General features: G+C 66.4%; 29 protein-coding genes. 17 read left to right on the top strand and 12 right to left on the bottom strand.

The window, feature by feature from the left end:
• Window positions 1–40 precede the first annotated feature (40 nt).
• The 5 genes from E2K76_RS10225 to E2K76_RS10205 all read left to right on the top strand — a co-directional run bounded on the left by E2K76_RS10225 (window position 41) and on the right by E2K76_RS10205 (window position 5,205).
• Window positions 41–1,048 (top strand): TRAP transporter substrate-binding protein, encoded by a 1,008-nt coding sequence (locus tag E2K76_RS10225; RefSeq protein ID WP_220432204.1) that lies wholly within the window; start codon window positions 41–43, stop codon window positions 1,046–1,048.
• The gene (locus tag E2K76_RS10220; protein ID WP_136684209.1) at window positions 1,045–1,584 is read left to right on the top strand and encodes a VOC family protein; all 540 of its coding nucleotides are present in this window, start codon (window positions 1,045–1,047) and stop codon (window positions 1,582–1,584) included. Before E2K76_RS10225 ends, E2K76_RS10220 begins: the two co-directional genes overlap by 4 nt.
• A gap of 3 nt (window positions 1,585–1,587) precedes the next feature.
• Window positions 1,588–2,820: a RuBisCO large subunit C-terminal-like domain-containing protein gene (locus E2K76_RS10215; protein WP_136684208.1), complete on the top strand. Its 1,233-nt coding sequence runs from the start codon at window positions 1,588–1,590 to the stop codon at window positions 2,818–2,820.
• Complete coding sequence (locus tag E2K76_RS10210) at window positions 2,817–4,001, top strand: four-carbon acid sugar kinase family protein (protein ID WP_136684207.1); 1,185 nt, start codon at window positions 2,817–2,819, stop codon at window positions 3,999–4,001. The genes E2K76_RS10215 and E2K76_RS10210 overlap by 4 nt, the downstream gene beginning before the upstream one ends.
• Window positions 4,002–4,077: 76 nt before the next feature.
• Window positions 4,078–5,205 carry a ScyD/ScyE family protein gene (locus E2K76_RS10205; RefSeq protein WP_136684206.1) on the top strand — a complete coding sequence of 376 codons (1,128 nt, stop codon included), beginning with the start codon at window positions 4,078–4,080 and terminating at the stop codon, window positions 5,203–5,205.
• 21 nt (window positions 5,206–5,226) lie between these two features.
• Here E2K76_RS10205 and E2K76_RS10200 read toward each other — a convergent pair whose 3' ends face one another.
• From E2K76_RS10200 to E2K76_RS10190, 3 genes are all read right to left on the bottom strand, one after another.
• Window positions 5,227–6,384, bottom strand: a complete 1,158-nt coding sequence (locus E2K76_RS10200) for a pyridoxal phosphate-dependent aminotransferase (RefSeq protein ID WP_136684205.1) — start codon at window positions 6,382–6,384, stop codon at window positions 5,227–5,229.
• Between the two features lie 17 nt (window positions 6,385–6,401).
• On the bottom strand, window positions 6,402–6,725 hold the full coding sequence (locus E2K76_RS10195; RefSeq protein ID WP_136684204.1) for an alpha/beta hydrolase domain-containing protein: 324 nt from the start codon (window positions 6,723–6,725) through the stop codon (window positions 6,402–6,404).
• 110 nt (window positions 6,726–6,835) lie between these two features.
• Window positions 6,836–7,585 (bottom strand): tryptophan 2,3-dioxygenase family protein, encoded by a 750-nt coding sequence (locus E2K76_RS10190; RefSeq protein WP_136684203.1) that lies wholly within the window; start codon window positions 7,583–7,585, stop codon window positions 6,836–6,838.
• A gap of 127 nt (window positions 7,586–7,712) precedes the next feature.
• Between E2K76_RS10190 and E2K76_RS10185 the strand changes: the two genes are divergently transcribed.
• Window positions 7,713–8,177: an Lrp/AsnC family transcriptional regulator gene (locus tag E2K76_RS10185; RefSeq protein ID WP_169053264.1), complete on the top strand. Its 465-nt coding sequence runs from the start codon at window positions 7,713–7,715 to the stop codon at window positions 8,175–8,177.
• A gap of 70 nt (window positions 8,178–8,247) precedes the next feature.
• Window positions 8,248–8,952, top strand: a complete 705-nt coding sequence (locus E2K76_RS10180) for a GntR family transcriptional regulator (protein WP_136684201.1) — start codon at window positions 8,248–8,250, stop codon at window positions 8,950–8,952.
• Window positions 8,953–8,962: 10 nt separating this feature from the next.
• On the opposite strand, the gene E2K76_RS10175 is transcribed toward E2K76_RS10180, so the two are convergent.
• The 9 genes from E2K76_RS10175 to E2K76_RS10135 form a co-directional block, all read right to left on the bottom strand.
• The gene (locus E2K76_RS10175; protein ID WP_136684200.1) at window positions 8,963–10,489 is read right to left on the bottom strand and encodes an indolepyruvate oxidoreductase subunit beta family protein; all 1,527 of its coding nucleotides are present in this window, start codon (window positions 10,487–10,489) and stop codon (window positions 8,963–8,965) included.
• A 9-nt stretch (window positions 10,490–10,498) separates the two neighbouring features.
• On the bottom strand, window positions 10,499–12,646 hold the full coding sequence (locus E2K76_RS10170) for a thiamine pyrophosphate-dependent enzyme (protein WP_136684199.1): 2,148 nt from the start codon (window positions 12,644–12,646) through the stop codon (window positions 10,499–10,501).
• Between the two features lie 17 nt (window positions 12,647–12,663).
• The gene (locus tag E2K76_RS10165) at window positions 12,664–13,089 is read right to left on the bottom strand and encodes a MarR family winged helix-turn-helix transcriptional regulator (protein ID WP_136684198.1); all 426 of its coding nucleotides are present in this window, start codon (window positions 13,087–13,089) and stop codon (window positions 12,664–12,666) included.
• Window positions 13,089–13,871 (bottom strand): cyclase family protein, encoded by a 783-nt coding sequence (locus E2K76_RS10160; protein WP_136684197.1) that lies wholly within the window; start codon window positions 13,869–13,871, stop codon window positions 13,089–13,091. The genes E2K76_RS10165 and E2K76_RS10160 overlap by 1 nt, the downstream gene beginning before the upstream one ends.
• A 171-nt stretch (window positions 13,872–14,042) precedes the next feature.
• The gene (locus tag E2K76_RS10155; RefSeq protein ID WP_136684196.1) at window positions 14,043–14,453 is read right to left on the bottom strand and encodes a RidA family protein; all 411 of its coding nucleotides are present in this window, start codon (window positions 14,451–14,453) and stop codon (window positions 14,043–14,045) included.
• Window positions 14,450–14,863 carry an acyl-CoA thioesterase gene (locus tag E2K76_RS10150; RefSeq protein ID WP_136684195.1) on the bottom strand — a complete coding sequence of 138 codons (414 nt, stop codon included), beginning with the start codon at window positions 14,861–14,863 and terminating at the stop codon, window positions 14,450–14,452. The genes E2K76_RS10155 and E2K76_RS10150 overlap by 4 nt, the downstream gene beginning before the upstream one ends.
• Window positions 14,860–15,294 (bottom strand): MarR family winged helix-turn-helix transcriptional regulator, encoded by a 435-nt coding sequence (locus E2K76_RS10145; RefSeq protein WP_136684194.1) that lies wholly within the window; start codon window positions 15,292–15,294, stop codon window positions 14,860–14,862. Before E2K76_RS10145 ends, E2K76_RS10150 begins: the two co-directional genes overlap by 4 nt.
• Window positions 15,291–15,995 carry an SDR family NAD(P)-dependent oxidoreductase gene (locus tag E2K76_RS10140; RefSeq protein ID WP_136684193.1) on the bottom strand — a complete coding sequence of 235 codons (705 nt, stop codon included), beginning with the start codon at window positions 15,993–15,995 and terminating at the stop codon, window positions 15,291–15,293. Before E2K76_RS10140 ends, E2K76_RS10145 begins: the two co-directional genes overlap by 4 nt.
• Window positions 15,992–18,247 (bottom strand): bifunctional salicylyl-CoA 5-hydroxylase/oxidoreductase, encoded by a 2,256-nt coding sequence (locus tag E2K76_RS10135; protein ID WP_136684192.1) that lies wholly within the window; start codon window positions 18,245–18,247, stop codon window positions 15,992–15,994. Before E2K76_RS10135 ends, E2K76_RS10140 begins: the two co-directional genes overlap by 4 nt.
• 116 nt (window positions 18,248–18,363) lie before the next feature.
• Between E2K76_RS10135 and E2K76_RS10130 the strand changes: the two genes are divergently transcribed.
• The 10 genes from E2K76_RS10130 to E2K76_RS10085 all read left to right on the top strand — a co-directional run.
• Complete coding sequence (locus E2K76_RS10130) at window positions 18,364–18,786, top strand: cupin domain-containing protein (protein WP_181952897.1); 423 nt, start codon at window positions 18,364–18,366, stop codon at window positions 18,784–18,786.
• Between the two features lie 12 nt (window positions 18,787–18,798).
• Window positions 18,799–19,641 carry a fumarylacetoacetate hydrolase family protein gene (locus E2K76_RS10125; RefSeq protein ID WP_136684190.1) on the top strand — a complete coding sequence of 281 codons (843 nt, stop codon included), beginning with the start codon at window positions 18,799–18,801 and terminating at the stop codon, window positions 19,639–19,641.
• Complete coding sequence (locus E2K76_RS10120; RefSeq protein WP_136684189.1) at window positions 19,638–20,420, top strand: SDR family NAD(P)-dependent oxidoreductase; 783 nt, start codon at window positions 19,638–19,640, stop codon at window positions 20,418–20,420. The genes E2K76_RS10125 and E2K76_RS10120 overlap by 4 nt, the downstream gene beginning before the upstream one ends.
• Entirely contained in the window at window positions 20,420–20,830 is a 411-nt protein-coding gene (locus E2K76_RS10115; protein ID WP_136684188.1) for an acyl-CoA thioesterase, read from the top strand. Before E2K76_RS10120 ends, E2K76_RS10115 begins: the two co-directional genes overlap by 1 nt.
• On the top strand, window positions 20,827–21,180 hold the full coding sequence (locus tag E2K76_RS10110) for an acyl-CoA thioesterase (protein ID WP_136684187.1): 354 nt from the start codon (window positions 20,827–20,829) through the stop codon (window positions 21,178–21,180). Before E2K76_RS10115 ends, E2K76_RS10110 begins: the two co-directional genes overlap by 4 nt.
• 126 nt (window positions 21,181–21,306) lie before the next feature.
• A complete protein-coding gene (locus E2K76_RS10105; RefSeq protein WP_169053263.1) occupies window positions 21,307–22,806 on the top strand; it encodes an ABC transporter substrate-binding protein in 1,500 nt (499 codons plus the stop codon).
• Window positions 22,807–22,855: 49 nt separating this feature from the next.
• A complete protein-coding gene (locus E2K76_RS10100) occupies window positions 22,856–23,773 on the top strand; it encodes an ABC transporter permease (protein ID WP_136684185.1) in 918 nt (305 codons plus the stop codon).
• Window positions 23,773–24,627 (top strand): ABC transporter permease, encoded by an 855-nt coding sequence (locus tag E2K76_RS10095; RefSeq protein WP_136684184.1) that lies wholly within the window; start codon window positions 23,773–23,775, stop codon window positions 24,625–24,627. Before E2K76_RS10100 ends, E2K76_RS10095 begins: the two co-directional genes overlap by 1 nt.
• Window positions 24,627–25,592, top strand: coding sequence for an ABC transporter ATP-binding protein (locus tag E2K76_RS10090; protein WP_136684183.1), 966 nt, complete (start codon window positions 24,627–24,629; stop codon window positions 25,590–25,592). Before E2K76_RS10095 ends, E2K76_RS10090 begins: the two co-directional genes overlap by 1 nt.
• On the top strand, window positions 25,589–26,071 hold a 483-nt coding region (locus E2K76_RS10085; RefSeq protein ID WP_136684182.1), incomplete at its 3' end, for an ATP-binding cassette domain-containing protein. The genes E2K76_RS10090 and E2K76_RS10085, both read left to right, overlap by 4 nt.

Genomic DNA, 26,071 nt, shown 5'->3' with positions numbered 1-26,071 from the left:
TTTTGTGATTGGGGAAGATGTTTCTTTCAGGGAGGGAATGATGAAACTGAGCCGTCGCACCGCGCTTGGCGGGCTTGCCGCCGCACCGCTGGTCTTTTCGATCCCGCGTTTCGCCCATGCCGCAGAGATCACGCTGCGCTATGGCAACAACCTGCCGCTGAGCCATCCTTTGAACATCCGCGCCGCCGAAGCCGCCGAACGCATCGCGCGCGAAACCGATGGCCGGGCCGAGATGCTGATCTTTCCCGCCAACCAGCTTGGCGGCGACACGGACATGCTCTCGCAGGTCAGGAACGGCGCGCTGACCTTCTTCACGCCGTCGTCCTTGGTCATCGCGACGCTGGTGCCGACGGCGGCGATCAACGCGGTCGGCTTTGCGTTCAAGGATTACGATCAGGTCTGGGCCGCGATGGACGGCCCCGTCGGCGCCTATGTCCGCAAATCCATCGCCGATTCGCGCCTGCATACGCTGGAGACGATCTGGGACAACGGATTCCGCCAGATGACCACCAGCGGCGATCCCATCACCACCGCAGACTCCATGGCGGGGCTGAAGATCCGCGTGCCGGTCAGCCCGCTTTCGGTGTCGATGTTCTCGGGGCTGGGCGCGTCGCCTGCCAGCCTGCAATTCTCCGAAGTCTATACCGCGCTGCAGACCAAGGTGGTGGACGCGCAGGAAAACCCGCTGCCGATCATTCAGGTCGCCAAGCTGAACGAGGTGCAGACCTCCTGCGCGCTGACCAACCATATCTGGGACGGGTTCTGGTTCGTCGCCAATGGCCGCCAATGGTCGGGCATGCCCGAGGATGTGCAGGAGATCGTATCCCGCGCCATCAACGAGGCGGGGCTGCAGCAACGGGCCGACATCCGCGATCTGAACGCCTCGGTCCGGGCAAATCTGGAAGGCGCGGGGCTGGCCTTCAACGAGACCGACACCGACAGCTTCCGCGCCCGGCTGCGCGAGGTCGGCTTCTATGCCGAATGGCAGAAGACCTTCGGCGAGGAAGCCTGGGGCGCGCTGGAAGGCGTGGTGGGTTCGCTGACATGAGCGCCTTCTTCGGAACCATCCGGCAGGCGGGTTACGTCGTCGACGACATCGAAGCGGCGATGGACCACTGGACCCGCGTGCTGGGCGTCGGGCCGTTCTTCTACAAGGAACGCGTCCCGATCGAGAATTACCTCTATCGCGGTGAAAGCCACAGCCCCCACAATTCGGTGGCGCTGGCCAATTCCGGGCCTTTGCAGATCGAACTGATCCAGACCCGCAACGACGCGCCGTCGATGTATCGCGATTTCCGGGATGCGGGCCATCGCGGGCTTCAGCACGTCGCCTATTGGACCGAGGATTACGACGCCGACCTTGCCCGCCTGACCGCGCAGGGCTTCGCATCGGTCATGAGCGGCGAGGTCGGGGCGAACGGGCGTTTCGTCTATTTCGACACCGAATTCCACCCCGGCACGGTGATCGAGCTGTCCGAGGTGGCGGGGCCGAAGGGGCGCATGTTCGACATGATCCGCGAAGCCTCCGAAGGATGGGACGGCAGCGACCCCGTCCGCCCGTTCCCCGACCTGTCGCGGATCTGACCCATGATCGAGGCGCGATACATCGTCGAAACCCCGCTGGACCCCGAACGGGTCGCCGGGATCATGGCGGGCGAGCAGTCCTGCGGCACCTTTGTCCGGGTCGAGGGCGAAACCGACGCCCTGCGCGAACGCGCGGGGGCAAAGGTGCTGTCGGTGCGGGACATGGGGGGCTGCCCGCCGTCGCTGCACAGCGCGTGGCTGGCGCGCAAGGGGCATCGCGGCGCCTCGCACCGGGCCGAGGTGGTGATCGGATTCCCCGAGGCGAATGTCGGCGCGAATCTTGCCACGCTGGCCGCCACCGTCGCGGGCAACCTGTTCGATCTGGGCGAGGTGACGGGCCTGCGGCTGGAGGATGTCCGCGTGACCGAGGAATACCGCCGGCGGTTCCCGCTGCCCTCGCACGGGGTGGCGGGAACGCGGGCGGTGACGGGGGGGCAGGGGCCGCTGATCGGGTCGATCATCAAGCCCAACGTGGGGCTGCCCGCCGAGGAGATCGGGGCGCTGGCGGCGCGGCTTTGCGCGGCGGGGCTGGATTTCATCAAGGATGACGAGATCGCGGCCAATCCCGACCACGCGCCCATCGGTGCCCGCATCCGCGCCGTGATGGCCGCCGTGCGCCGCCACCGCGACCGGACGGGCAAACAGGTGATGGTCGCCTTCAACATCACCGACGAGACCGACGCGATGCGCCGCCATGCCGACCTGATCGAAGCCGAGGGCGGGTCCTGCGCGATGGTCAGCCTGAACTGGTGCGGGTTTTCGGCGGTGGAGACGCTCCGCCGTCACACGGGGCTGGCGATCCACGGGCATCGCAACGGCTACGGCGCGTTCTCGCGGCATCCGGCGCTTGGGATCGGGTTTGGGGCGTATCAGGTGCTTTGGCGGCTGGCGGGGGTGGATCACATGCATGTCCACGGCCTTGGCGGCAAATTCGCGCAAGAGGATGCCGAGGTCATCGCATCGGCCCGCGCCTGCCTGACACCGCTGGCGGAAGGCGACGACCGCGTGCTGCCCGCGTTTTCATCGGGGCAATGGGCGGGGACGGTGCCGCAAACCCATGCCGCCGCCGGAGCCGACCTGCTGTTCATGGCCGGCGGCGGCATCATGGCGCATCCGGGCGGGCCGGCGGCAGGGGTCGCCAGCATCCGCGACGCTTGGGACGCCGTGCTGCACGGTCAGACGCTGGAGGCGGCGAAAAGCGCCCCCTTGGCCGCGGCGCTGGATTTCTTCGGATGACGGCGGAATACGGCTGGTATGGCGACGATTTCACCGGCGCGACCGATACGCTGGCCAGCATCGCCCAGCGCGGGCGGCGGGCCTTTCTGTTCCTTGGCGTGCCCGGCGCGGCGCATCTGGCCGCGGTGCCGGATCTGGAGGCCATCGGCATCGCCGGGGCCGCGCGCACCATGCCCCCCGATGCAATGCGGGCCGAGCTTGCCCCCGTGGCCGCCTTCTTTCGGCAGGCGGGTGCCCGGCTGCTGCATTACAAATGCTGCTCCACCTTCGACAGCGGGGCGGGCATGGGCAACCTTGCCGTGGCGCTTGATGCGCTGCGGGGGTTTTCGGGCGATCCGCGGGCGGTGATCGTCGGTGGGCAGCCGTCCTTGGGGCGGTATTGCGCCTTCGGAAACCTGTTCGCCACCGCCGAGGGGCAGGTGCATCGGCTGGACCGCCACCCGACCATGGCCCATCACCCCGCGACGCCGATGGCCGAAGCCGACCTGACGCGCCATTTCGCCGCCATGGGGGCAAGGGTCGGTCTGGTCCCCTGGACCGAAATCGACCGGATCGCCGACCACTGGGACCGCGCAAATGGACCGCTGCTGGTGGATGTGCTGACGCCGAATCATCTGGACCGCATCGGTGCCTTCCTGCGCGGGCGGCGTTTGCTGGCCATCGGCGCAAGCAGCGTGGCCGAGGCGTTCTTTGCCGCCGCCCCGCAGGCCACGCGGACCGAAGGGATCGCCGGACCGGTGCTGGCGCTGGCGGGCAGCCTGTCAGCGAAGACGCGGGCACAGGTCGCGGCGGCGCAGCTTTACACCCATATCCCGCTGGACGCGCCCGATGTGGCGGGGCGCGCGGCGGACATCCTGCGGGGGGGCGGCAACGTGCTGCTGAACAGCGCGGCCATCGCCGCCGCGCCCGGCATCGCCGCCCATTGCGCGGCGCTGGTGGACCGCATCCTGCGCGCGGCCCCGGTGGGGCGTCTGGCGGTGGCGGGGGGCGATACGTCCAGCCGGGTGGTCATGGGGCTGGGGATCTGGGGGCTGGCGTTCCATTCGCGCATGGCCGACGGCGTTGCGGTCTGCACCACGCGCAGCGACGATCCCACGCGCGACCGGATGACGGTGCTGCTCAAGGGCGGGCAGATGGGGGATGACCGCCTGTTCGACCGTTTCGCCGCGCGGGCCGCTTGACAGGATGGCGGGGCGGGCAAAAGCTTCCTGCTCGGCCCGCCTGTCGCGCGCCGTCCTGTAACAAGTGAGGTGCTTCATGAGTTCGACTGCTGTCCGGCGTCGTCTGTCGACGCCCACCCTGATCCTTTCCATGCTTCTTCCCACCGCGCCGATGGCCGCGACGCTTTACCACGAAAAGGTGGTGATGCAGGGGCTGGCAAACCCCCGCGGCATGACCTTCGGCCCCAATGGCTGGCTTTACGTGGCCGAAGCCGGGGCGGGCGGCGATGGCCCCTCCATCGTGTCGGGCGATGGGCAGACCGTGTCCTTCGGTCTGACGGGCGGGGTCAGCCGTTACAAGGACGGCGTGCAGGAGAAGGTCGCGGACCTTCCCTCGCTGGCCCCCGAGGGCGGCTTCGGCGCGACCGGCGCGCATGACGTGGCCTTCGTGGACGGTACGATGCACGTCGCCATTGGCCTTGGGGCCGACCCCGCGCTGCGCGAGGATCTGGCCGCTGCGCCGGGTTCTGCGCTGCTGGGCCAGATCGTGACCCTGACCGGCGGCACCGCCACGCCCTTCGCCGACCTTGCCGGGTTCGAACTGGCGAACAACCCGGTGGGCGAGCCCGACAGCAACCCGTTCAGCCTTGTCGCCGTGGATGGCGGGCTGGTCGCCACCGATGCGGGCGGCAACGACGTGCTGACGATCGACGCCGAAGGGGCCATTGCGGTGAAGGCCGCGCTGCCCGAGGGCGAATGGCAGCCCGTTCCGACCGGGGCCGCCGCCGGGCCGGACGGCACCCTGCTGGTCGGGCAGTTGACCGGGTTTCCCTTCCCGGTGGGCGGTGCCAATGTCTTTTCCATAGACGAGGCGGGGCTGGTCGATGTCTTTGCCAGCGGGTTCACCAACCTGATCGACATCGCCTGGCATGACGGCACGCTGTTCGCGCTGGAATTCGATAGCGACAGCCTGCTTGGCCCGAACGCCACCGGATCGCTGTTCCAGATCGGCGCGGATGGCACCCGGACGCTGGCCTATGGCGGGCTGATCAACCCGTCGGGGCTGGCCATCGGGGCGAACGGGCATGTGTTCGTTGCCGAGAACGGCGTCTCGCCCACGGATGGGCGGGTGATCGAACTGGCGCCCGTGCCGCTTCCGGCCAGCCTGCCGCTGCTGGCCGGGGCGCTTGTCCTTGGGGCCGCCCTGTCGCGCAGGCGGCGATAGGTCCGGTCGCGTCTTCGGCGCCTACAGCGCGCCGAAGAAACGCTGCATCCGGTCCATCGCCTCGGTGATATGCGGGGTGGACAGCGATCCGAAGCAGACGCGCAGATGCCCTTCGCCCGCCGCGCCATAGAAGCTGCCCGCCTCCACCACCACGCCGGTTTCATCCAGCAGCCGTTCGGCCACGATCTGCGATCCCAGCCCCGTGCCCTTGATCGACGGGAAGGCATAGATCGTGCCCTCGGGCCAGGCACAGGTCACGCCCGCCATCTGGTTCAGCCGCGTCACCACGATGTCGCGCTTTTCGCGGTCCTCGGCGATCAGGCCCGCCAGCACGGCGGGATCGCCCGTGATCGCCGCCAGCGCGCCTTCCTGGATGAAGGTGTTCACGTGCGTGACGTCATTGGCGGTGATCTTCAGCAGGGCCGGGATCGCCCAGTCCGGCGCGGTCATGTATCCGATCCGCCAGCCATCCATCGCATAGCTTTTGGTGAAGGCGAACATGCTGACCGTGCGTTCCGCCATCCCCGGCAGCGTCGCGATGGAGATGTGTTTCGCGCCGTCGAACAGGATGTCCTTATACACCTCGTCCGCGATGACCAGCAGGTCGTGCTTGATCGCCAGATCGGCCAGCCCCTGCAATTCCTCGCGGCTATAGACGCGGCCCGTCGGGTTGCAGGGGTTGATCAGCACGATCATCTTGGTGCGCGCGGTGATCTTCGGTGCGATCAGCGCGGGGTCGATGCGGAAATCCTCGCCCAAGGGGGCCATGACGACCTTGCCGCCCGCCAGTTCGATCTTGCCGATATGCTGGGGGTAATACGGCTCCAGCAGGATCGCCTCGTCGCCATCGTCGATGAAGGCCATGATCGCGGCGTATGAGGCATGGGTCAGCCCGTTGGTCACGATGATCTGGTCGGTCGTCACCTCCATCGCGTTCTGGCGGGCCAGCTTCTCCTTCAGCGCCTGCCGCAGATGCAATTCGCCCGGCAGGTTGGAATAATGGACCTTGCCAGCGCGGATGGCGGCGATGGTCGCCTCCTTGATGTGATCGGGGGTGTCGGCATGGGGGCGGCCCAGTTCCATATGGATCAGGTCGCGCCCCGTCATCGCGGCGGCGCGTCCATACATACCGAAGGATTTCTTCGAGGTTCCGGTGATCCGTTTGGCCAGATGTTTCATGGGAGTGTTCCTGAGGTTCAAAGCGAATGGGAATGGTTCACGCGGCCCCAGCGGGCGGCCATGGCGATGGCGGCGCCGACGTCTTCGGGCAGCAGGAAGCGGTCGTGGACCAGCTGCTCGGACGCGGTGCGGATGGCGGCGGTATAGGCGTCCGCCGTGGCATAGCGGGTCAGAACCGGCACGCGCGGATCGCCGGTCAGGGCGGCCTCCTCCTCGGTTTCGGGGAAGGGGATGTAGCTGCCGCTCACGACCGCGACATCCACGCGCGCGGGCGGCACCCGGCCCGCCACGAAGCTGTTGCGGGCGGTGCGCGTCCAGATGCTGTTGGGCAGGGCGGCCATTTCATATCCTCTTGCCCGCAAACGATTCCGAATATATTGATCGTTTGATCAAACACAAGCAAAGATTTCAAGTGGCATTCGCCCGGGTTCGGTGCTGGATCTGGCGAACTTCACGGTTGGGGAGCCCCTTTGTGGATGGCCGCGCGCACCACGCCATAGCTTGCGCCCCACGCGTCGGTCATGTCGCAGCGGACATCCCACAATTCGGGAAAGAACCGATGGCGTGCCCCGGCTTCGAGGATCGCCACCGGCCGCCCCTTGAGCGAGCGCGACCCCATCCCGATCGAACGGTGGATCAGATAGACGTGCATGGCGCGGAACTTCTGGAACAGCTCGTCATATTCGATCAGCGCCTCGGCCACGGCATAGCTTTCGCCGTGATCGTAACGCGCGTCATAGATGTCCGCGACCGTCAGCCCGCGCCCGTCCAGATAGACGGCGCGGAACGTCTCCCACAGGTCGGGCGGCATCCGCAGCAGCACCTGAAACCCCGGCGATTCCTGCCCCGACCCGTTGCCAAGCTGCTTGCGCACCTCCTGGTATTCGCGGGGGGACATCGTCTCCAGCACGTCCAGCTGCTGGGTCATCAGGCGCATCAGGCGGTGGGCGCGGCCCATCAGCGTCACGACGCGGTGCGACGCGCCGATGGCCATGAAATCCCGCACATCCACCAGCGTATAGGCGATGAGCTTCATCCAAAGCTCCTCGACCTGATGGACGATCTGGAACTGCAATTCGTCGCCGTTGCACATGTCCGCCAGCGGCTTCTGGCAGTCCAGAAGGCGGTCCGCGGCAAGATAGACGCCATAGTCCAGCATCTTCGGCGTTTCGATCAGGCGGTGCCATTCGTCGCGGGTCATCTGTCATCCTTGCGCTGTGCTTGGTTGACCGATCATTCCACGTATCGCGGAAAACATTGTTCTGTCATCCTGCGGGTGGCAGTGTTTTCGGAAACGAATGGAACAGATACCGGATTTCGGGGGAACGATGGATAATGTGGACCTGAACCTGCTCTCGGCGCTGGAGGCGGATGCGCGTCAATCCTTCGCCGATCTGGCCGAGGGGCAGGGCATGTCGAAGACGCCGGTGTGGAAACGCATCAAGGCGCTGGAGGAGGCGGGCGTGGTGACGGGATATGCCGCGCTGCTGGACCCGGCCGCGCTGGGCTTCGGGATTGAGGCCTTCGTGCAGGTGACGCTGCATTTCGATGCCTCGGAACGGTTCGAAGCGGCGGTGCGCGCCCATGCCGCCATCTGGCGCTGCCACGCGACGACGGGGACCGGGGATTACCTGCTGCACATCCTTGCCGCCGACGTGAACGCGCTGGACCGTCTGCTGCGCCAGCAGATCGCGCGGATGCCCGGCGTGGCGCGGACCGAAACCGTCGTGGCGACGCGGGTGATCAAGGCGCGGCACTCGCTTGCCGGCGCGGCCAAGGCGCTGCGTCCCTAGGGTCGGAAGTTATGTATTTGATCAAACCGCCTCCCTGCGCTAAGGCCGGAGGGCAACCATCGGAGCTGTCATGGCCGTTTCCCCGCAAAAACAACTGAAACCCGTCGCCTCGCGCCGGACGGTGCAGGATCAGGTCTATGAACAATTGCGCGATGCCCTGATGTCCGGCGCGTTCGAGGCGCGCGAGACGTTCACCATCGCGTCGCTGTCCGAACGGTTCCAGACCTCGCACATGCCCGTGCGCGAGGCGCTGCGGCGGTTGGCGGCGGAAAACGCGCTGCGGATCGCCGCCTCGGGCACCGCCTTCGTTCCCGATCTGTCGCAGGAGGAGCTGGACGACATCAGCCGCGCCCGCGTCATCATCGAATGCGCGACGGCCGATCTGGCGCTGCCGAACCTGTCCAAGGCGGATCTTGCGACGCTGCAATCACTGATCGATCTGCACCGCGACACCGGCATCAGCGGCGACACCGTGGCGATGGCCGCAGCGAACCGGCAGTTCCACTTCCACATCTATGCCGCCGCGCAAAGCCCCGTTCTGATGAGCCAGATCGAGAATCTGTGGCTGCGGTCCGGCCCCTATGTTCGGTTCCTGTCGGACCAGATGGGCGACCTGCTGAAGACCGATTACCGCAGCGGCTTCACCCTGCATCACGAGGAGATGCTGGACGCGCTGCGCAAGGGGGATGCCCCGGCCTTTCGCAGCGCGGTCGAAGCGGACATCACCGCGACGCAGGATCTGCTGCATCAGTTCATGGGCGAACCTTCGGCCTGAACCCGAAGGTTCAGGCGAAGCTGGCCACCGTCTTCAGCGCGCCGTCCAGCGCCGTGCCCTTTTCGTCGGCCAGCGCGGCGGTGCGCAGGCGGCGCATCCAGTCCGCCGCGTCGGGCCGCCCCTGCAGCATCGGCAGGGCCGACATCACCCGGTCGAACTTGGACAGCCCCCGCGCATGGGTGTCGGAATAGCCCTTGATGAGCCGGCGGTTCGCCAGAACCTCGGCCGCCAGCGCGGGGTCGGGCTGTGCCAGCGCCGCGTCGAACCATGCGTTCACATGCGCCATCTCGGACCGATGCCGCAGAAGGCTGCGCCGCCACGGGCGCAGCGCACCGACGATCCAGAGCAGACCGAAGCCGCCGATGCTGTCGGTGCGGATGCGGCGGCCCTTGTCCAGATGGCGGGCATAGAACGCCTCGGCGCGTTTGCTGCGCTGAAGCCATGCGCCAAGGCGGGCGGGCAGGGTGGTCGTGAACTCCTCGAACCGGGGGTGGAAATATTCGGTGACGTGCAGGACCTGCCCCTCCTTCACGCGCGCCTCGGCGCGGACGCGGGACAGGCGGGCGGCGCGGGTCTTCAGGTCGGCCACGCGCAGGATATCGTCATAGCACAGCGCGTTCGCGGCATATTTCGCCGCCGGTTCCGCCAGCGCCGGATCGCGCGCCGCGGCCCGTTCGACCATGTCCAGATATTGCCGGCCGTAGGCAAGGTCCTGATAATCGGCCACCTTCTTCAGCCCCAGACCCGCCATGTCCCGCGCGGATTCGGGCAGGGCGGCCAGCCGGGCCTCCAGCGCCGCCCAATCCGCACGCAGCGCATCGGGCACGGTCAGGGTGCGGGCGGGGGGCTTCACGGCTTCGACCTTCGGCGCCTCGGCATCGCCCTTGGCCACATCGAAGGCCAGACCGAAGGCACGCAGCGACGCCTCGACCCCCTTGCCGGATTTGCGGATGATGTCCTCGTAGCTGTCGCGCGGGAAGGGCAGCGCGCCGGACCCGGCCAGCGCACCGAACAGGCTGGCCGAGATGACCGACCCGGCCTTGGTCGCCAGCGTTTCCATGTCGAAGGCGACCACGTGATCGGCGGCGATGCCCATGGCCTCCAGCACCTTGGCCCCATCGGCGCGCCCGTCGCCGGGGGCGATCTTTTCCGACACGGCGGCGATGCGGTGGGTGGATGCGATCAGCGTCGTGCGGCCCGGGGTCACGAACCCGCGCATCACCGCGCGCCCCGCCTCCATCAGTTCCGACGCGATCATGATGTCCACATCGCCTTCGGACGGGGACAGCGCGAAGACCGGGGTGCGGCCCGTGTCGCGGCACATCTCGACATAATAGACGGTGGCGCCGGTGCGCTGGGCGACGCCCGCGACGGACGTGGCCTGCGCGTGATAGCCGTTCGCCTCGGCCACGTCGATGATCCAGTTGGTCAGGACGCCGCCGCCCTGACCGCCGACGGCCAGAGCGGCCAGCGTGATGATGCGTTCGCCCTGCGGTCCGGGGGAACGGCGGGCGATGACGGGGGCTTGCATGTTCATGGCGGGCCTTCAGGCGAATGTAAGACGTTTGGCGTCGCGGCGGGCTTGCAGCCAGCCCATGATCCGGGCGGCGCGAGAGGCGCGGCGCGTCTCGGCGGGGGTGGGGTTCGACACGACCTCGGCCTGCCAGAAGCTGGGGCAGAGGACGGCGGCATCCGCCACCTCGCCACAGTTGCCGCAGCCGACGCAGGTCTGGTCGATATGCGCCACCGGGTCGTCGCGCAGCGGATCGCCCGTGTCCTTGACCGACAGGGATGGGCAGCCCGACAGCCGCATGCAGGCGTGATCGCCGGTGCAGATGTCCTCGTCCACGCCGAAACGGGGTTTGACGGTGCGCTTGCCGTCCTTGGTCGCCTTGGCCAGCAGCGGCTTTTCGCGGCGCTGGCGGTTCAGCATACATTCCGAGGATGCGACGATGACCTTCGGCCCTTCTTCCTTGCTGGTCAGTGCTTCCTTCAGCGTGTCGCGCATTTTGGTCACGTCATAGGTGCGGTCGATCTGGCGCACCCATTTCACGCCCATTCCGCGCACGGCGTCGCTGATCGGGTTGTTCGTCTTGCGGCTCTTGTTCTTGGCGCGGGACGACAACACATCCTGCCCCCCCGTGGCGGCGGCATAGTGGTTGTCCACGATCACGATCACGCCGTCATGCTTGTTGAACGAGGCGTTGCCGATGGATGACGTCAGCCCGTTATGCCAGAACCCGCCATCGCCGACAAAGCTGATCGACCGCTTGCCGTCCTTGTCGCGGTTTTGCAGCGCGGATGCGGATGCAGGGCCAAGGCCATAGCCCATCGTGGTCGATCCGATGTCGAAGGGCGGCATGATCGAAAACAGATGGCAGCCGATGTCGGAGGCGATGTGATGCTCGCCCAACTCCTGCTGCACCAGTTTCGTCGCGGCGAAGATGGGCCGTTCGGGGCAGCCGGTGCAGAAACCCGGCGGGCGGCCCGGAAGAACCTCGGCCAGGTTCGGGATCTCGGTCTGTTCCGGCTCGTTCGCCTTGGATTTGGCGGGCAGCAGCATGTTCGGCGCGTGGTCGCGCAGAAACGCCGCGATGCCGTCCACCAGCTTCTGGCCGGTGTATTCCCCCGCCATCGGCAGCGGCCCCTTGCCCATCAGCACCGTCTTGCGGCCTGCCTGATACAGCCTGTGGCCGATGGCTTGCTCGATGAAGTTCGGCTGCCCTTCCTCGACCACCAGCACCGCATCCTTGCCGTCGCAGAAGTCGAGGATCTGCCCGTCGCACAGCGGATAGACCGCGTTCAGGCACAGGATATGGATGTCCGTGTCGCCATAGATGTCGGCCAGCCCCAGACGGTTCAGCGCGCGGATCACGCCGTTATAGGTGCCGCCCTGCACGATCAGGCCGATCTTCGACGCGTCGTTGCCGAAGAATTCGTTGACGTTGTTTTCAAGCACATAGCGCACGGCATTGGGCCAGCGTTTCTCGACCTTCTCGGCCTCGTGCACGAAGACGGCGGGGGGCAGGACGATGCGGCCCAGATCGCGTTTCGGGTTCTCCAGCGCCTCGGACACGGTCATCTGCGGGCGCTGGTTGTCGGCGGCGGTGAAATGGCCGTGGACGTGGCAGGATTTCACCCGCATCTGCATCATCACGGGGGTGTTCGACGCCTCGGACAGGCGGAACCCATGCCCCACCGCCGCAACGATGGATGTCAGGTTCGGGCGCGGGTCCAAGAGCCACATCTGGCTTTTCATCGCGAAGGCATGGCTGCGTTCCTGCATGATGGACGAGCCCTCGCCGTAATCCTCGCCCAGGATCACCAGCGCGCCGCCCGTCACCCCGCCCGAGGCGAGGTTCGCCAAAGCGTCGGACGCCACGTTCGTGCCCACGGTCGATTTGAACGCGACCGCCCCGCGGATGGGATAGTTCACCGACGCCGCCAGCATCGCCGCCGCCGTCGCCTCGGATGCCGAGTTTTCGAAATGGACGCCGTATTCGCCGAGCAGGTCCTGCGCGTCCGAGAACACGTCCATCAGGTGGCTGATCGGCGATCCCTGATAGCCGCCGACATAGCCGACGCCGTTTTCCAGCAATGCCTTGGTGACGGCAAGGATACCCTCGCCGCGGAAGGTGCCGCCCGCGCCCATGCGCAGCTGCTCGACTTCCTTCTTGAATGACCGTTCTGCCATGGGGCTCTCCTCTGGCGTCAGAAATCGTGGTGGCGGATGCTGCCGAGTATCCGCGTCAGGGTTCGGGTGAAGGCCGCGCGTTCATCTTCGGGGATGGCGGCGAACAGCGCGGATTCGGCGCGCTGCATCGCGGGCCAGGCGCGGTCGTGGGCGGCGCGGCCGGCATCCGTCAGGTGGATGTGGCGCACGCGGCTGTCGGTCTCGCACGGCTCGCGCCGCACGAGGCCCGCCGCCTCCATCGCGTCAAGGGTGCGCGACAGGGTGGATTGCTTGATGACTGTCAGCACCGACAATTCGTTGATCGTGCGCGGACCCTGCTGCACCAGCACGGCAAGGGTCCGCATCTGTGGCACGCTCACCCCCTCGGCCGCCAAGGCATCGGCGACCCCCGCGTTATAGCGGGCCATGATGCGGTTCATCAGATAGGGGGCGAAGTCGCGCATCAGGCGGGAACCAGCGCCAGCGCGCGGATCGGGCTGCCGGTGCCGGCTTCGATCTTCAGGGGCGCGGCGATCAGGATCGCACCCTTGGGCGGCAGTTCCGACAGGTTGACCAGCGAGGCAAGGCCATAGCGGTTGTTCGCGTGCAGCAGGTTATGCGCGGGGAAGGGCGGCTCGAACCCGCCGGCTGCGCCGGCATCGGTGCCGATGCATTCGGTGCCCCAGCCCAGCACCTTCTTTTCCATCAGATAGCGGACGCAGTCGGCGGATGGGCCGGGGGTGTGCGGCCCGGTCTCGTCCGCGTTCAGATACAGCGCCTCGTCATGGTTGCGTTTGCACCAGTCGGTCCGCATCAAGACCCATTCGCCCGCGCCGATCTCGCCATGTTCGGCCTCCCACGCCTTGACGCCTTCGGCGGTCAGCAGGAAATCGGGGTTCTCGGCGGCCTGCGCGGAACAGTCGATGACGTTGGCGGGAGCGACGAAGTTCTGCGCGTCGATCGTGTCGGTCGCGCCGTCGGGATAATCGCGGCCCGTGATCCAATGGTGCGGCGCGTCGAAATGCGTGCCGGAATGTTCGCCCAGCTTCAGCCAGTTCCAGGCCCAGAACGGGCCGCGATCGCCGTATTTCGAAATCTGGTGGATCTCGATCGGGGGGGTGTCGTCGGCGATTTCGGGGGGCAGCTTCAGCAGCGGTGTCTTCGGGCCCAAGGTGGCGGTGCAATCGACGACGCGGATCTGGCCGGACGAAAGCGCGGTGGCAAGCTGGGTCAGTGTGGCTGGCATTCGTGAATCTCTCCCGTTGATGTTTCTTGTTTAAAAATATGCAAACGCATATTTCAGGGCCGATCAACCGATGTGCCGCTTTGTGCCGGGGTTTGATCAAATGCCGGGCAGATGGCGCGTCGGATGCCGATTGAAACAGCATCCTTGCATTTGATCAAACAATCAAGCGATTCATTTCGCCATGGGCAGAACCGCCGTCGCCTCGATCTCCACCTTGGCTTCGGCCTCCATCAGGGACACGACCTGCACCACCGCCATCGCGGGGAAATGACGCCCGATGACCCGGCGGTAATGCGCGCCGATCTCCTTCAGGCTGGACAGGTATTCGTCGCGGTCGGTGATATACCATGTCAGGCGCACCAGATGTTCCGGCCCCGCGCCCGCCTCGGCCAGCACGGCCACGATGTTTTCCAGCGTCTGCCCGAACTGGCCCGCAAGGTCGGCATGTTCGAACTCCTGCTGCTCGTTCCAGCCGATCAGCCCGCCCAGCGCGACGACGCGGCCCTCGGCGGCAAGCATGCCGTTGGCGTATCCCTTGGCCGGTTTCCAGCCTTCGGGGTTCAGGAATTGGTGGGGGGTCATGCGGGCTCCGTGGCAAGGTGGCGGGCAAGACCCGCGCGAAGATCGTCGGGCCAGGGCGCGGAACGCCCGGCGGTGAAGTCGTAATGCACCAGCGTTCCCGTGGCGGTGAACCGTGGCTGGTGGCAGGTGCAGATCAGGCGGTAATCGGCGGAACTGTTGCCGATGCGGGTCACCACCAGCGCGAAGTCGAGGCTGTCTTCAAGCCGCGACGGCGCGTGGAAATCCACCGCGATCCGCGCCGTGGGCACGCCGATGCCGCGCTTCATGTTCGCGCCGAACCCGAAGCCCAGCGCGTCGGTGAAGAACCGCTCGATCACCGAGGACACCATCTCGAAATAGCGGGGATAGAAGACGATCCCGGCCGGGTCGCAGTGCTGGAATTCGACGATGCGGGTCTGGCGGAAGGTCATGCGGGTTTCCGTATCGCCGAAAGCGTGTCGATGGCGGCGGCGATCTGCGCATCGTCCAGCCCGCCGAACAGCCGGTCGATCCAGTCGCGATGCGCGTCGGTCATGGCCCGGATCGCGCCCTCGCCCGCCGGGGTCAGCCGCACCTGCCACGCGCGCCGGTCGCCCGGGACGGGCAGGCGTTCGACCAGAGCGTCCTCGGCCAGCCGGTCCACCACGACGGTCACGTTGCCGTTGGACACCATCAGCTCTTTCGACAGGTCGGACAGGCGCAGCCCCTCGGGGTGGCGCGACAGCACGGCCAGCACGTCGAAGCGCGGCAGCGTCGTGTCGAAATCGACCCGCAGGCGTTCGCGCACCTCAAGCTCCACATGCCGCGTGGCCTTCAGCATGTTCAGCCAAAGGCGCAGCCTTTGACGCGAGGCGTCGGTCATGTTTCCCCCCCGGAGATGGCGATGGTCTGGCCCGTCACCATGCCCGATCCCGGCCCGCAGAGCCAGAGCACCGCCTGCGCCACATCGTCCGGATCGACCAGCTTTCCCATCGGGTTGGTCGTCAGCGCGGCGCGGGCCTCTGCCTCGGTCCGGCCGGTCTTTTCCATGATGCGGGCGATGGATGCGGCGGTCATCTCGGTTTCCATGAAGCCGGGGCAGACGGCGTTCACGGTGATGCCGCGCCCCGCCAGCTCCAGCGCCACGGATTTCACCATGCCCACGACAGCATGTTTCGCCGCCGCATAGGGCGCGACATAGGCATACCCCTTCAGCCCGGCGGTCGAGGCGATGGCGATCATCCGTCCGCCTTCGCCCATGGTGCGGGCGGCCTCGCGGAAGGTCAGGAAGGTACCGGTCACGTTCACGGCCAGCATCCGGTCCAGCGCGGCTTTGTCGGTCCGGACGAAGGGCGCGGATTCCGATGCGCCGGCATTGGCGATCACGATGTCGAACGGCCCGTGATCCGCGAACAGCGCCGCGATCTGCGCCTCGTCCGTCACGTCGCAGATGGCCGAGGTCATGCCCGGTGCGTCGATGGGCCTGCGCCCGCAGACCGTGACCGCGACGCCGCCATCGGCCAGCGCGCGGGCGATGACCGCCCCCGCGCCGCTGCCGCCGCCCGTGACCAGCGCGCGCCTCATGCCCGCGCCCGTTCGGCCAGCGTGTTCGCCTGACGGCGGCCCCCTTCATAGGGGGCGGGCCATGCCTGTTCGGTATCGCCCAAGGCCACCGCCGCGTGCAGCGTCCAGTAGGGGTCGGCCAGATGCGGGCGGGCCAGCAGCACCAGATCCGCACGCCCCGCCATCAGGATCGAATTCACGTGGTCGGGTTCATAGATATTGCCCGCCACCATGGTCGGCACGCCTAGCCCGTTGCGGATGCGATCGCTGAACGGGGCCTGGAACATGCGGCCATAGACGGGGCGCTCCGCCTTGTCCGTCTGCCCGGAGGACACGTTGATCGCATCCGCGCCCGCCGCGTGGAAGGCTTGGGCGATCAGCACGGCGTCCTCGGGGGTCACCCCGTCCTCGATCCAGTCATGGGCCGAGATGCGGACCGTCATCGGCTTGCCTGCGGGCCACGCGTCGCGCATCGCGTGGAACACCTCCAGCGGGTAGCGCAGGCGGTTTTCCAGACTGCCGCCATAGGCGTCATCGCGCCGGTTGGTGATGGGCGACAGGAACGAGGCGAGCAGATATCCGTGCGCCGCGTGCATTTCGATCATGTCGAAGCCCGCGCGGTCCGCCGATTGCACTGCCGCGACGAACTGCGCCTTTACCGAGTCCATGTCGGCGCGGTCCATCGCCCGTGGCGTCTGGCTTTGCGGCAGATAGGGCAGCGCCGAGGCCGAGATCAGCGGCCAGCCATCCTCGATCGGCAGGTCGATCCCGTCCCACGGCGCGCGCGTCGCGCCCTTGCGCCCCGCATGGCCGATCTGAGCGCAGATCCTGGCGTCCGTCTCGGTATGGACGAAGGCGGTCAGCCGCGCCCATGCGCGTTCCTGCGCCGGACCGATGCAGGGGCAGCCGGGGGTGATCCGCCCCTCGGGGGACACGCAGAGCATTTCGGTGAAGACCAGACCCGCGCCGCCCTTGGCGCGTTCGGCGTAATGGACGAAATGCCAGTCGGTCGGATTGCCGTCCACCGCCTTGTATTGCGCCATGGGGGACACGACGACGCGGTTCTTCAGCCGCATGTCGCGCAGGGCATAGGGGGCGAACATCGGGCGGCGGTCGCCGTTGCCGCCGGCGCTGCGCTGGAACCACGCCTCGGCCTCGGCCAGCCATTTCGGGTCGCGCTTGCGCAGGTTCTCGTGGCTGATGCGCTGGCTGCGGGTCAGCAGGGAGTAGTTGAACTGCACCATGTCCAGGCCAAGATACCGCTCCACATCCTCGAACCATTCGGTCGAATTGCGGGCGGCGGATTGCAGACGGATCACGTCCAGCTTCCGCTCTTCCTGATAGGCCGCAAGATCGCCGCCCGCATGCAGGTGGTTGGCCAGCGCGATGGCGCTTTCCAGCCCCAGCTTGGTGCCCGACCCGATCGAAAAATGCGCGGTGGCCGAGGCGTCGCCCAGCAGGACAACATTCTCGTGGTGCCATTTCTCGCAGATGACGCGGGGGAAGTTGATCCATGCCGAACCGCGGATGTGGTTCGCGTTGGTCATTAGCGCATGGCCGCCCAGATGCGCGGCGAAGACCCGTTCCAGCACGGCGATGCTTTCCTGCTGCGACATGGCGCCGAAGCCGAAGCCGTCATAGGTCTGCTGGCTGCATTCGGCGATGAAGGTCGCCGTATCCGCGTCGAACTGATAGGCATGCGCCCAGATCCAGCCGTGTTCGGTCTGCTCGAAGATGAAGGTGAAGGCGTCGTCGAACTTCTGTTTCGTGCCCAGCCAGACGAACTTGTTGGCGCGCATGTCCACCTCGGGGCGGAAGGCATCCTCGAACCGTGTTCGGGTGCGGCTGTTCAGACCGTCGGCCGCGACGACGATATCGTTCTCGGCGCGGATGCGGTCGAATTCGGCGTCGTCCACGTTGTGCTTGAAATGGATCGTGACGCCCAGTTCCCTTGCGCGCGCCTGAAGCAGCAGCAGAAGGCGCATCCGCCCGATGCCGCAGAACCCATGGCCCGAGGTCGTGATCTCCTCGGCCCCGCGGACGACGCGGATATCGTCCCAATAGGCGAAGCTTTCGCGGATCGTCGCGGCGGATGCCGGATCGTTCGTGGCCAGCGCGCCCAGCGTTTCGTCCGACAGCACGACGCCCCAGCCGAAGGTGTCATCCGGCGCGTTGCGTTCATAGATGGTGATCTCGTGGGCCTTGTCGCGCAGCATCATGCTGATCGCGAAATAAAGACCCGTTGGGCCGGCGCCCAAGACTGCGATTTTCATGGCATGGCTCGATCTGGGGAATTTGCCGCTTCAGATTTGCGCATCGCCAAAATCATTGCAAGCTTAAAACATATATGCTTGAACTATTCCATCAGGCGATGAGGAGGAGAGATCAGATGTCCCATGCAGTTCCGGTCGTGACCCGTGGCAGCGCCCTTGGGGGCGAGACGGCCCAGTCGGGCGATGCCGTGCGGCGCAGCGGCGTCAGCCCGCAGAACACGCCCGCAACGAAGATCTGGTTCGGCAAGGTTTCCAACGAGCCCGGCCACCGTTCGCCCCCGCACCACCACGCGGAATGCGAAACGGGGGGCTATGTGCTCAAGGGTCACGGGCGCATCTATTTCGGCGAGGGGTATCGCGAATTCGTCGATCTTTACGAAGGCGACTTCGTGTTCGTGCCACCCATGATGCCGCATGTGGAGGTGAACATGAGCACGACCGAGGAACTGGTCTGGCTGACCTGCCGCACGCCGGACAACCTGGTCGTCAATTTCGAGGATGTGCCGGACGATTCGCTGATCGGCTATCGCCGCGCATAAGGGGAAAAGATCATGAAGCTTGCACGTTACGGAGAGAAGGGGGCCGAGCGCCCCGCAGTGGTGGATGCCGATGGCCGCCTGCGCGATCTGTCGGCGCATGTGGACGACATCGCGGGCGCGGCCCTGTCCGCCGAAGGGCTGGCGAAGCTGGCGGCGATCGACCCCGCATCCCTGCCGCTGGTGGACGAGGGCGCACGCATCGGCGCCTGCGTCGGCCGGGTGGGCAAATACCTGTGCATCGGCCTGAACTATGCCGATCACGCCAAGGAAACCGGGAAAGAGCCGCCGCCCGAACCCGTCGTCTTCGCCAAGGCCGTTTCCGCCATCTGCGGGCCGAACGACGATGTGGAAATCCCGCGCGGGTCCGAAAAGGCCGATTGGGAGGTGGAGCTGGCCATCGTCATCGGCAAGCGCGCCAAATACGTGTCCGAAGCCGACGCGCTGGACCATGTCGCGGGTTACTGCCTTGCCAACGACGTGTCCGAACGCGCCTTCCAATCGGAACGCGGCGGGCAATGGACCAAGGGGAAAAGCCACGACACCTTCGGCCCCCTTGGCCCTTGGCTGGTAACGCGCGACGAAATTCCCGATCCGCAGAACATCGATTTGTGGCTGGATGTCGATGGCGTGCGCCGCCAGACGGGCAACACCCGCACGATGATCTTCGGCGTCGCGCATGTCGTCAGCTATCTGTCGCAGTTCATGACGTTGGAGCCGGGCGACGTGATCGCGACCGGAACGCCGCCGGGCGTGGGGCTGGGGATGAAACCGCCGGTCTTTCTGCGCGCGGGGCAGTGGATGACGCTTGGTGCCGCGGGGTTGGGCGAACAGTCGCAGCTGACGGTGCAGGCATGAGCGCGGCGGCCCTTCGCGCGGCGATGACCGACCTGTCGGGCCGCACCGCCATCGTCACGGGCGGCGCGCGCGGGCAGGGCGAGGCCGAGGTGCGGCTGCTGGTCGAATGCGGGGCGCGCGTGCTGATCTGCGACGTGCTGGACGAAGGCGCGGCGCTGGCCGAGGAGCTTGGCCAGCAATTCCTGAAGCTGGACGTCACCTCCGAGGCGGGCTGGGCCGAGGCTGCGGCGCGGGTAGAGGGTCGTCTGGACATTGTGGTCAACAACGCGGGAATCATCAACCGCAGCCTGATCGCGGACACATCGCCCGATGCGTGGCGGCGGGTGATCGACGTGAACCTGACGGGCGCGTTCCTTGGCATCCGCACCTGTGCGCCGCTGATGACGAACGGGGGCAGCATCATCAACATCTCGTCCAACAGCGCGTTTTCGGGGCATTACGATCCGGCCTATACCGCCAGCAAATGGGGTCTTCGCGGCCTGACGCGCAGCGCGGCGATGGAATATGCGGGCGCAGGCATCCGCGTGAACGCCATCTGTCCCGGACTGATCGTGACCGGGCTGAACGCCGATTCGCCGCATCTGGCACCCATGATCGGCATGACCCCGGCGGGCCGCAGCGGCACCCCGGACGAGGTGGCGCAGATGGTGCTGTATCTTGCCTCGGACGCGTCGAAATTCGTCACCGGCGAGGATTTCCTGATCGACGGCGGGTTCATCGCCGGGGCGGGATATCGCCGCGTGGCGGTGGAAACCGGAATCATCAAACAGGAGCCGTAATGCCCTTCACCATCCTCAAACCGATGCGGTTCGGCGATTGCGACCTGACCGGGATCGCCTATCACCCTGCATACCTGTCGATGCTGGTCGATGTGAACGAAGCGATGTTCGCATCCTTCGGCATCACGTGGCAGGAGATCATGTTCGAGCGGAAGCTGGGCCTGCCCACGGTCACGATGAACATCGAATTCTACAAACCCGCAGTTTATGGCGACGTGCTGGAATTCAACGTCAACGTCCGCAAGATCGGCAAAAGCTCGCTTGATCTGGAAACCGTCGTCACCGTGCGCGCAGAGCCGATCTGGAGCATCCGGCAGCGGATCGTCCTGACCTCGACCACCGATCACAAATCGCGCCCCTGGCCGGACGACATCCGCGCCGGGCTGGAGCGGTATCTGGAGGCGGCATGACCCCCGACATCATCGCGGTGCCGACCGTGGGCGACACGGCGGCAGGTGGCTTCGTCCTTGGCGGCTGGATCATGACGCAGATCGACCACGCGGCGGGGCGGGCGGGGCGGCTGTTCGCCGGCCCCTGCCTGATCCGCGCGATCCACGAGCTGTCCTTCCATGCCCCCCTTGCCGCCGGCGAGGACCTGTCGATCTTCGCCACCGTCGGCAAGACGGGCCGCACCTCGTTCCGGCTGGAGGTGGAGGCGGTGGCGCTGGATCGCACCGATGCCCGAAAAATCATCGCCACCGCCTCGATCACGATGATCTGCATAGACGATGCGGGCCAGCCCCGGCCGATCGCCGGCTGACATTCAAAGTTTCGCTTGCCATCCGGGCAGTGAAGCTGTCACAAATCGATTAAGATGTTTTTGATCAAATTACATCGCAATGACGCGGAACAACCGCGCGCTCACACACAACAGAGAGAGCCACGGATGATCAGATCCCTTCTCCTATCCGCCGGATTCGCCGCGCTGTGCAGCGGCGCGGCCCATGCGCAGGCAGCCGACAACACGCTGCGCTTCGCCTATAACCAGACGCTGGAAAGCCCGAATCCTTATTTCACCACGCTGCGTCTGGGCGTGATCGTCGGGCGGAACGTCTGGGACACGCTGGTCGCGCGTGGCGAGGACGGAGCGTTCCAGCCGCTGCTGGCCACCGAATGGACATGGGCCGACGACACCACGCTGGATCTGACCCTGCGCGAAGGCGTCACCTTTCACGATGGCAGCGCGCTCGACGCCGATGACGTGGTGGAAACGCTGACCTATGTGTCCACCCCCGCCAACGGCATCGTCTCGCAGCAGATCGCGGGCTGGATCGCCTCGGTCGAAAAGACGGGTCCGCTGTCGGTCCGCATCAAGGCGAAGGCACCGACCCCGGCGGCGATGGAATACCTGTCCACGCAGCTTGCGATCTTTCCCGCGGGCTATTTCACCGGGCCGCAGGGGCAGACGCAGACCGCGCTGCCGGTCGGCACCGGGCCATACCGGATCGACAGCTATGCCCCCGGTGGCGAATTGCGTCTTGCCCGCAACGAGGCTTATTTCGAAGGCAGCCCCAAGGCGGGCGCCAGCATCGACACGGTGTCGATCCGCATCGTGCCCGACATACAGACGCAGCTTGCCGATCTGATGTCCGGCGGGATCGATCTGGTCATGGGTCTGCCGCGCGACATGGCCGACCAGCTTGGCATGATGCCCGGCGTCAGCGTCGTCAGCGGCGAGACGATGCGCATCGTCTTTCTGCAGATGAACACGACCGAAACCGGCCCCGAGGCGCTGAAGGACGTCCGTGTGCGTCAGGCGATCAACCACGCCATCGACCGCAAGGCGATTTCGGAAAACCTGGTGGGGACCGGCAGCACCGTCATCGACGCCATCTGCTTTGCCGGCCAGTTCGGCTGCACGCAGGACGTGACCAGCTATGACTTCGACCCCGAAAAGGCGAAGGCGCTGCTGGCCGAGGCGGGCGTGTCCGGCCTGACCGTCTCGCTCGCCGCCTATCGCGAGCGGCACATCTCCGAGGCGATCATCAACTATCTGGCCGATGTCGGGATCGGCGTGAACCTGCAATTCATGCAGCCCGCCGCGATGCGCGATGCAATGCGCGCGCATCAGGTGGACATGATGCAGAACGCATGGGGCGCCTATTCCATGTTCGACGCCTCGGCCACCGCGCCCACCTATTTCGGCGGGATGCCCGACGACAACAACGGCGATCCCGAACTGAAGGCCCTGTTCGACGAGGCGGGCGTGACCATGGACGGCGAAAAGCGCAAGGAGCTTTACGCGGAAGGCTTCGCCCGCATCGCCGATCAGGCCTATGCCGTGCCGATGTTCACGCTGCCCATCTATTACGCCGGGACCGAGGGGCTGAGTTTCGAGACGCATCCCGACGAGATCCTGCGCTTCTGGGAAATGTCCTGGAACTGATGCCGCACCCCGGTGGCCCTTCGGTGCCGCCAAGGCAGACGGAGGCAATATGCTCATCTATATCCTGAAACGGCTGGGGCTGGCGCTGATCGTCGCGCTGACGGTCTCGGTCATCGCCTTCGCGCTGCTGCGCGCATCGGGCGACATCGCGACCGCGCTGGCGGGCGAGGGGGCGACCCCAGAAAGCATCGCCGTGATCCGGCAGACCTATGGGCTCGATCGTCCGATCCCGGTGCAATACCTGTCCTGGCTGTGGGACGTGGCGCGGGGCGATTTCGGCCAGTCCTATTTCTTTCGCACCGACGTGGCCGGACTGATCTTCGGCAAGATCGGCAACACGCTGATCCTTGGGGCCGCGTCGCTTGCCATCGCGCTGGCGCTGTCGATCCCGCTGGGCGTGCTGGCCGCGATCTATTCCGGGTCGATCATCGACCGCGCGGTGACGATGTTCTCGCTGATGGGGCAGGCGCTGCCATCGTTCTTTCTGGCGCTGGCGCTGATCATGGTGTTCGCGATCAACCTTCGCATGTTCCCGGCATCGGGGGCGGACAGCTGGCGCAACTTCGTGCTGCCCGCGCTGACCTTGGGATACTACATCACGCCGCCCTTCATGCGGCTGGTGCGCGCGGGGATGATCGACGCGCTGAACACCGATTACGTCCGCACCGCCCGCGCCAAGGGGCTGCCCGCCCGCCGCGTCGTCTTCAAGCACGCGCTGCGCAACGCGCTGGTGCCGGTGGTCGGTCTGGTGGCCGTTCAGCTTGGGCTGCTGATGGGCGGATCGGTCGTGGTGGAAAGCATCTTCGCGCTGGATGGGCTGGGATACCTTGCCTATCAAAGCATCAGCTATCGCGATTTCCCGGTGCTTCAGGGCGTCGTGCTGCTGCTTTCGCTGGCCTATGTCGTGCTGACGCTTCTGTCGGACATCATCAATGCGTGGCTCGATCCGCGCCTGAGGGCTGCGTGATGACCATCGCCATTTCCAAACCGTCGCGGCTGCTGCGTAACCCTTCGCTGGTGGTCGGGCTTGCCATCATCGCGGCGATGCTGTTCGTCGCCATCTTCGCGCCGCTGCTGGCCCCGCACGACCCCTATATGCAGGACATCACGCGCCGCGCCGTCCCCCCGGTCTGGTATGAGAAGGGGACGTGGGACAACATCCTCGGCACCGACCAGCTGGGGCGGGATTACCTGTCGCGGCTGATCTATGGCGCGCGGGTGTCGCTGCTGATCGGGTTCTCGGTCGTTGCGATCTCGGGCGTCATCGGCACCACGCTGGGGCTTCTGGCGGGATATTTCGGCGGGCGGGTCGATACGTTCGTGACCTTCATCGTCACCGTCCGGCTGGCCATGCCGGTGATCCTTGTGGCGCTGGCGGTGGTGGCGCTGTTTGGCGGCTCGATCTGGGTGGTGATCGCGGTGCTGGGCCTGTTGAAATGGGACCGTTTCGCCGTGGTCGTGCGGTCCACCACGCAGCAGATCCGGGCGCTGGACTATATCGCGTCGGCCCGGACGGCTGGGGCATCGACCGCCTGGGTCTTGCTGCGCGAGGTGCTGCCCAACATCGCCCCGCAGCTGATCGTCATCGCCACGATCGAGGTGGCATCCGCCATTCTGATGGAGGCGGCGCTGTCCTTCCTTGGCCTTGGCGTGCAGCCGCCGCTGCCCAGCTGGGGGCTGATGATCTCCGAGGCCAAGAGCTACATGTTCTTCAGCTTCTGGCTGATCGCCATTCCCGGCACGGCGCTGGCCACGCTGGTCTTCGCCATCAACCTTGCAGGCGACGGCCTGCGCGATCTGATCACACCGGAGAGAAGCTGATGACTGCGCCCCTCCTTTCCGTGCGCGACCTTCGCGTGGATTTGAAAACCCGGATCGGCACGCTGCACGCCGTGCGCGGCATATCCTTCGACGTCGCCCGCGGCGAGACGCTGTGCATCGTGGGCGAGTCCGGCTGCGGCAAGTCGATGACCTCGCTTGCGCTGATGGATTTGCTGCCGCGCGTGGCGAAACGGTCGGCCAGCGGGCTGACCTTCGACGGGCAGGACATGATGCGCCCGCGCGTCGCCGAAAAACTGCGCGGACGGCGCATGGCGATGATCTTTCAGGAACCGATGACGGCGCTGAACCCCGCCTTCACCATCGGCGACCAGATGGTCGAGGCGTATCTGTTCCATGTCGGCGGCAGCCGTGCGGCGGCGGTGGACCGTGCGGCGCAGATGCTGGAAAAGGTCGGCATCGGGTCCGCCAGATCGCGCCTTGGCCAATATCCGCACCAGCTTTCGGGCGGCCTGCGCCAGCGGGTGATGATCGCGATGGCGCTGATGACAGAGCCGGAACTGCTGATCGCGGACGAGCCGACGACGGCGCTGGACGTGACCATTCAGGCCCAGATCCTGCGGCTGCTGAAGGATCTGCAACGCGAACTGGGCCTTGCGATCATCTTCATCACGCATGACCTCGGCCTTGTGTCGCGCATCGCGGATCGGGTGGTGGTCATGTATGCCGGCGCCGTGGTCGAAGAAGGCAGCGCGGCCGAGATTTTCGAGGCGCCAGCCCACCCCTATACCTGCGCGCTGATCGACTGCATCCCGCAGCCCGGCAAGACCGAACGCGGCGCGCATCTGGGCACGATCCCCGGCGTCGTTCCGTCCCTGATCGGGCGGCAGGAGGGCTGCGCCTTCCGCGACCGCTGCGCGCTGTCCGAAGCCGTCTGCGCCCGGCCCGTGCCGGTGCGCGGCCATGGCAGCCACCACTGGGCCTGCATCCGCGAGGTGGCGGCATGAGCGTTCTTCTGGAAACCCAAGGGCTGACCCGCCGCTTTCAGGTCAGTCAGGGCATGTTCGCGCCGAAGGCCACGCTGCACGCGCTGAACGGCGTGGATCTGCGTCTGAACCGGGGCGAGGTGCTGGGCATCGTCGGCGAATCCGGCTGTGGAAAATCGACGCTGGCCAAGATCCTGCTGAACCTGCTGGCCCCGTCCGAAGGCAGCGTGCGTCTGGACGGGCGCGACATCGGCAGCATCGGGCGGCTGGAGTTCACCCGCCGCGTGCAGCCGGTGTTTCAGGACCCCTTCTCGTCCTTGAACCCGCGCAAGACCATCGCGGACATCGTGACCATGCCGCTGCGCGTCCACGCCATCGGGACCGAGGCCGAACGCCGCGCCCGCACGGCCCAGATCATGGACATGGTCGGCCTTCCCGCCCGTTTCGCCGAACGATACCCCAAAGAGCTGTCGGGCGGGCAGCGCCAGCGCGTCGCCATC

Source organism: Falsirhodobacter xinxiangensis (genome assembly GCF_004959935.1).
Classification (GTDB): Bacteria; Pseudomonadota; Alphaproteobacteria; order Rhodobacterales; family Rhodobacteraceae; genus Falsirhodobacter; species Falsirhodobacter xinxiangensis.
The sequence above is the reverse complement of the archived record's forward strand: the minus strand, read 5'-3'. Positions and strand labels throughout refer to the sequence as shown.

Bases quoted from the DNA above. Each gene is read 5' to 3' on its own strand.
- E2K76_RS10225 (WP_220432204.1), top strand. From the start codon at position 41: ATGAAACTGAGCCGTCGCACCGCGCTTGGCGGGCTTGCCGCCGCACCG.
- E2K76_RS10220 (WP_136684209.1), top strand. From the start codon at position 1,045: ATGAGCGCCTTCTTCGGAACCATCCGGCAGGCGGGTTACGTCGTCGAC.
- E2K76_RS10215 (WP_136684208.1), top strand. From the start codon at position 1,588: ATGATCGAGGCGCGATACATCGTCGAAACCCCGCTGGACCCCGAACGG.
- E2K76_RS10210 (WP_136684207.1), top strand. From the start codon at position 2,817: ATGACGGCGGAATACGGCTGGTATGGCGACGATTTCACCGGCGCGACC.
- E2K76_RS10205 (WP_136684206.1), top strand. From the start codon at position 4,078: ATGAGTTCGACTGCTGTCCGGCGTCGTCTGTCGACGCCCACCCTGATC.
- E2K76_RS10200 (WP_136684205.1), bottom strand. From the start codon at position 6,384: ATGAAACATCTGGCCAAACGGATCACCGGAACCTCGAAGAAATCCTTC.
- E2K76_RS10195 (WP_136684204.1), bottom strand. From the start codon at position 6,725: ATGGCCGCCCTGCCCAACAGCATCTGGACGCGCACCGCCCGCAACAGC.
- E2K76_RS10190 (WP_136684203.1), bottom strand. From the start codon at position 7,585: ATGACCCGCGACGAATGGCACCGCCTGATCGAAACGCCGAAGATGCTG.
- E2K76_RS10185 (WP_169053264.1), top strand. From the start codon at position 7,713: ATGGATAATGTGGACCTGAACCTGCTCTCGGCGCTGGAGGCGGATGCG.
- E2K76_RS10180 (WP_136684201.1), top strand. From the start codon at position 8,248: ATGGCCGTTTCCCCGCAAAAACAACTGAAACCCGTCGCCTCGCGCCGG.
- E2K76_RS10175 (WP_136684200.1), bottom strand. From the start codon at position 10,489: ATGAACATGCAAGCCCCCGTCATCGCCCGCCGTTCCCCCGGACCGCAG.
- E2K76_RS10170 (WP_136684199.1), bottom strand. From the start codon at position 12,646: ATGGCAGAACGGTCATTCAAGAAGGAAGTCGAGCAGCTGCGCATGGGC.
- E2K76_RS10165 (WP_136684198.1), bottom strand. From the start codon at position 13,089: ATGCGCGACTTCGCCCCCTATCTGATGAACCGCATCATGGCCCGCTAT.
- E2K76_RS10160 (WP_136684197.1), bottom strand. From the start codon at position 13,871: ATGCCAGCCACACTGACCCAGCTTGCCACCGCGCTTTCGTCCGGCCAG.
- E2K76_RS10155 (WP_136684196.1), bottom strand. From the start codon at position 14,453: ATGACCCCCCACCAATTCCTGAACCCCGAAGGCTGGAAACCGGCCAAG.
- E2K76_RS10150 (WP_136684195.1), bottom strand. From the start codon at position 14,863: ATGACCTTCCGCCAGACCCGCATCGTCGAATTCCAGCACTGCGACCCG.
- E2K76_RS10145 (WP_136684194.1), bottom strand. From the start codon at position 15,294: ATGACCGACGCCTCGCGTCAAAGGCTGCGCCTTTGGCTGAACATGCTG.
- E2K76_RS10140 (WP_136684193.1), bottom strand. From the start codon at position 15,995: ATGAGGCGCGCGCTGGTCACGGGCGGCGGCAGCGGCGCGGGGGCGGTC.
- E2K76_RS10135 (WP_136684192.1), bottom strand. From the start codon at position 18,247: ATGAAAATCGCAGTCTTGGGCGCCGGCCCAACGGGTCTTTATTTCGCG.
- E2K76_RS10130 (WP_181952897.1), top strand. From the start codon at position 18,364: ATGTCCCATGCAGTTCCGGTCGTGACCCGTGGCAGCGCCCTTGGGGGC.
- E2K76_RS10125 (WP_136684190.1), top strand. From the start codon at position 18,799: ATGAAGCTTGCACGTTACGGAGAGAAGGGGGCCGAGCGCCCCGCAGTG.
- E2K76_RS10120 (WP_136684189.1), top strand. From the start codon at position 19,638: ATGAGCGCGGCGGCCCTTCGCGCGGCGATGACCGACCTGTCGGGCCGC.
- E2K76_RS10115 (WP_136684188.1), top strand. From the start codon at position 20,420: ATGCCCTTCACCATCCTCAAACCGATGCGGTTCGGCGATTGCGACCTG.
- E2K76_RS10110 (WP_136684187.1), top strand. From the start codon at position 20,827: ATGACCCCCGACATCATCGCGGTGCCGACCGTGGGCGACACGGCGGCA.
- E2K76_RS10105 (WP_169053263.1), top strand. From the start codon at position 21,307: ATGATCAGATCCCTTCTCCTATCCGCCGGATTCGCCGCGCTGTGCAGC.
- E2K76_RS10100 (WP_136684185.1), top strand. From the start codon at position 22,856: ATGCTCATCTATATCCTGAAACGGCTGGGGCTGGCGCTGATCGTCGCG.
- E2K76_RS10095 (WP_136684184.1), top strand. From the start codon at position 23,773: ATGACCATCGCCATTTCCAAACCGTCGCGGCTGCTGCGTAACCCTTCG.
- E2K76_RS10090 (WP_136684183.1), top strand. From the start codon at position 24,627: ATGACTGCGCCCCTCCTTTCCGTGCGCGACCTTCGCGTGGATTTGAAA.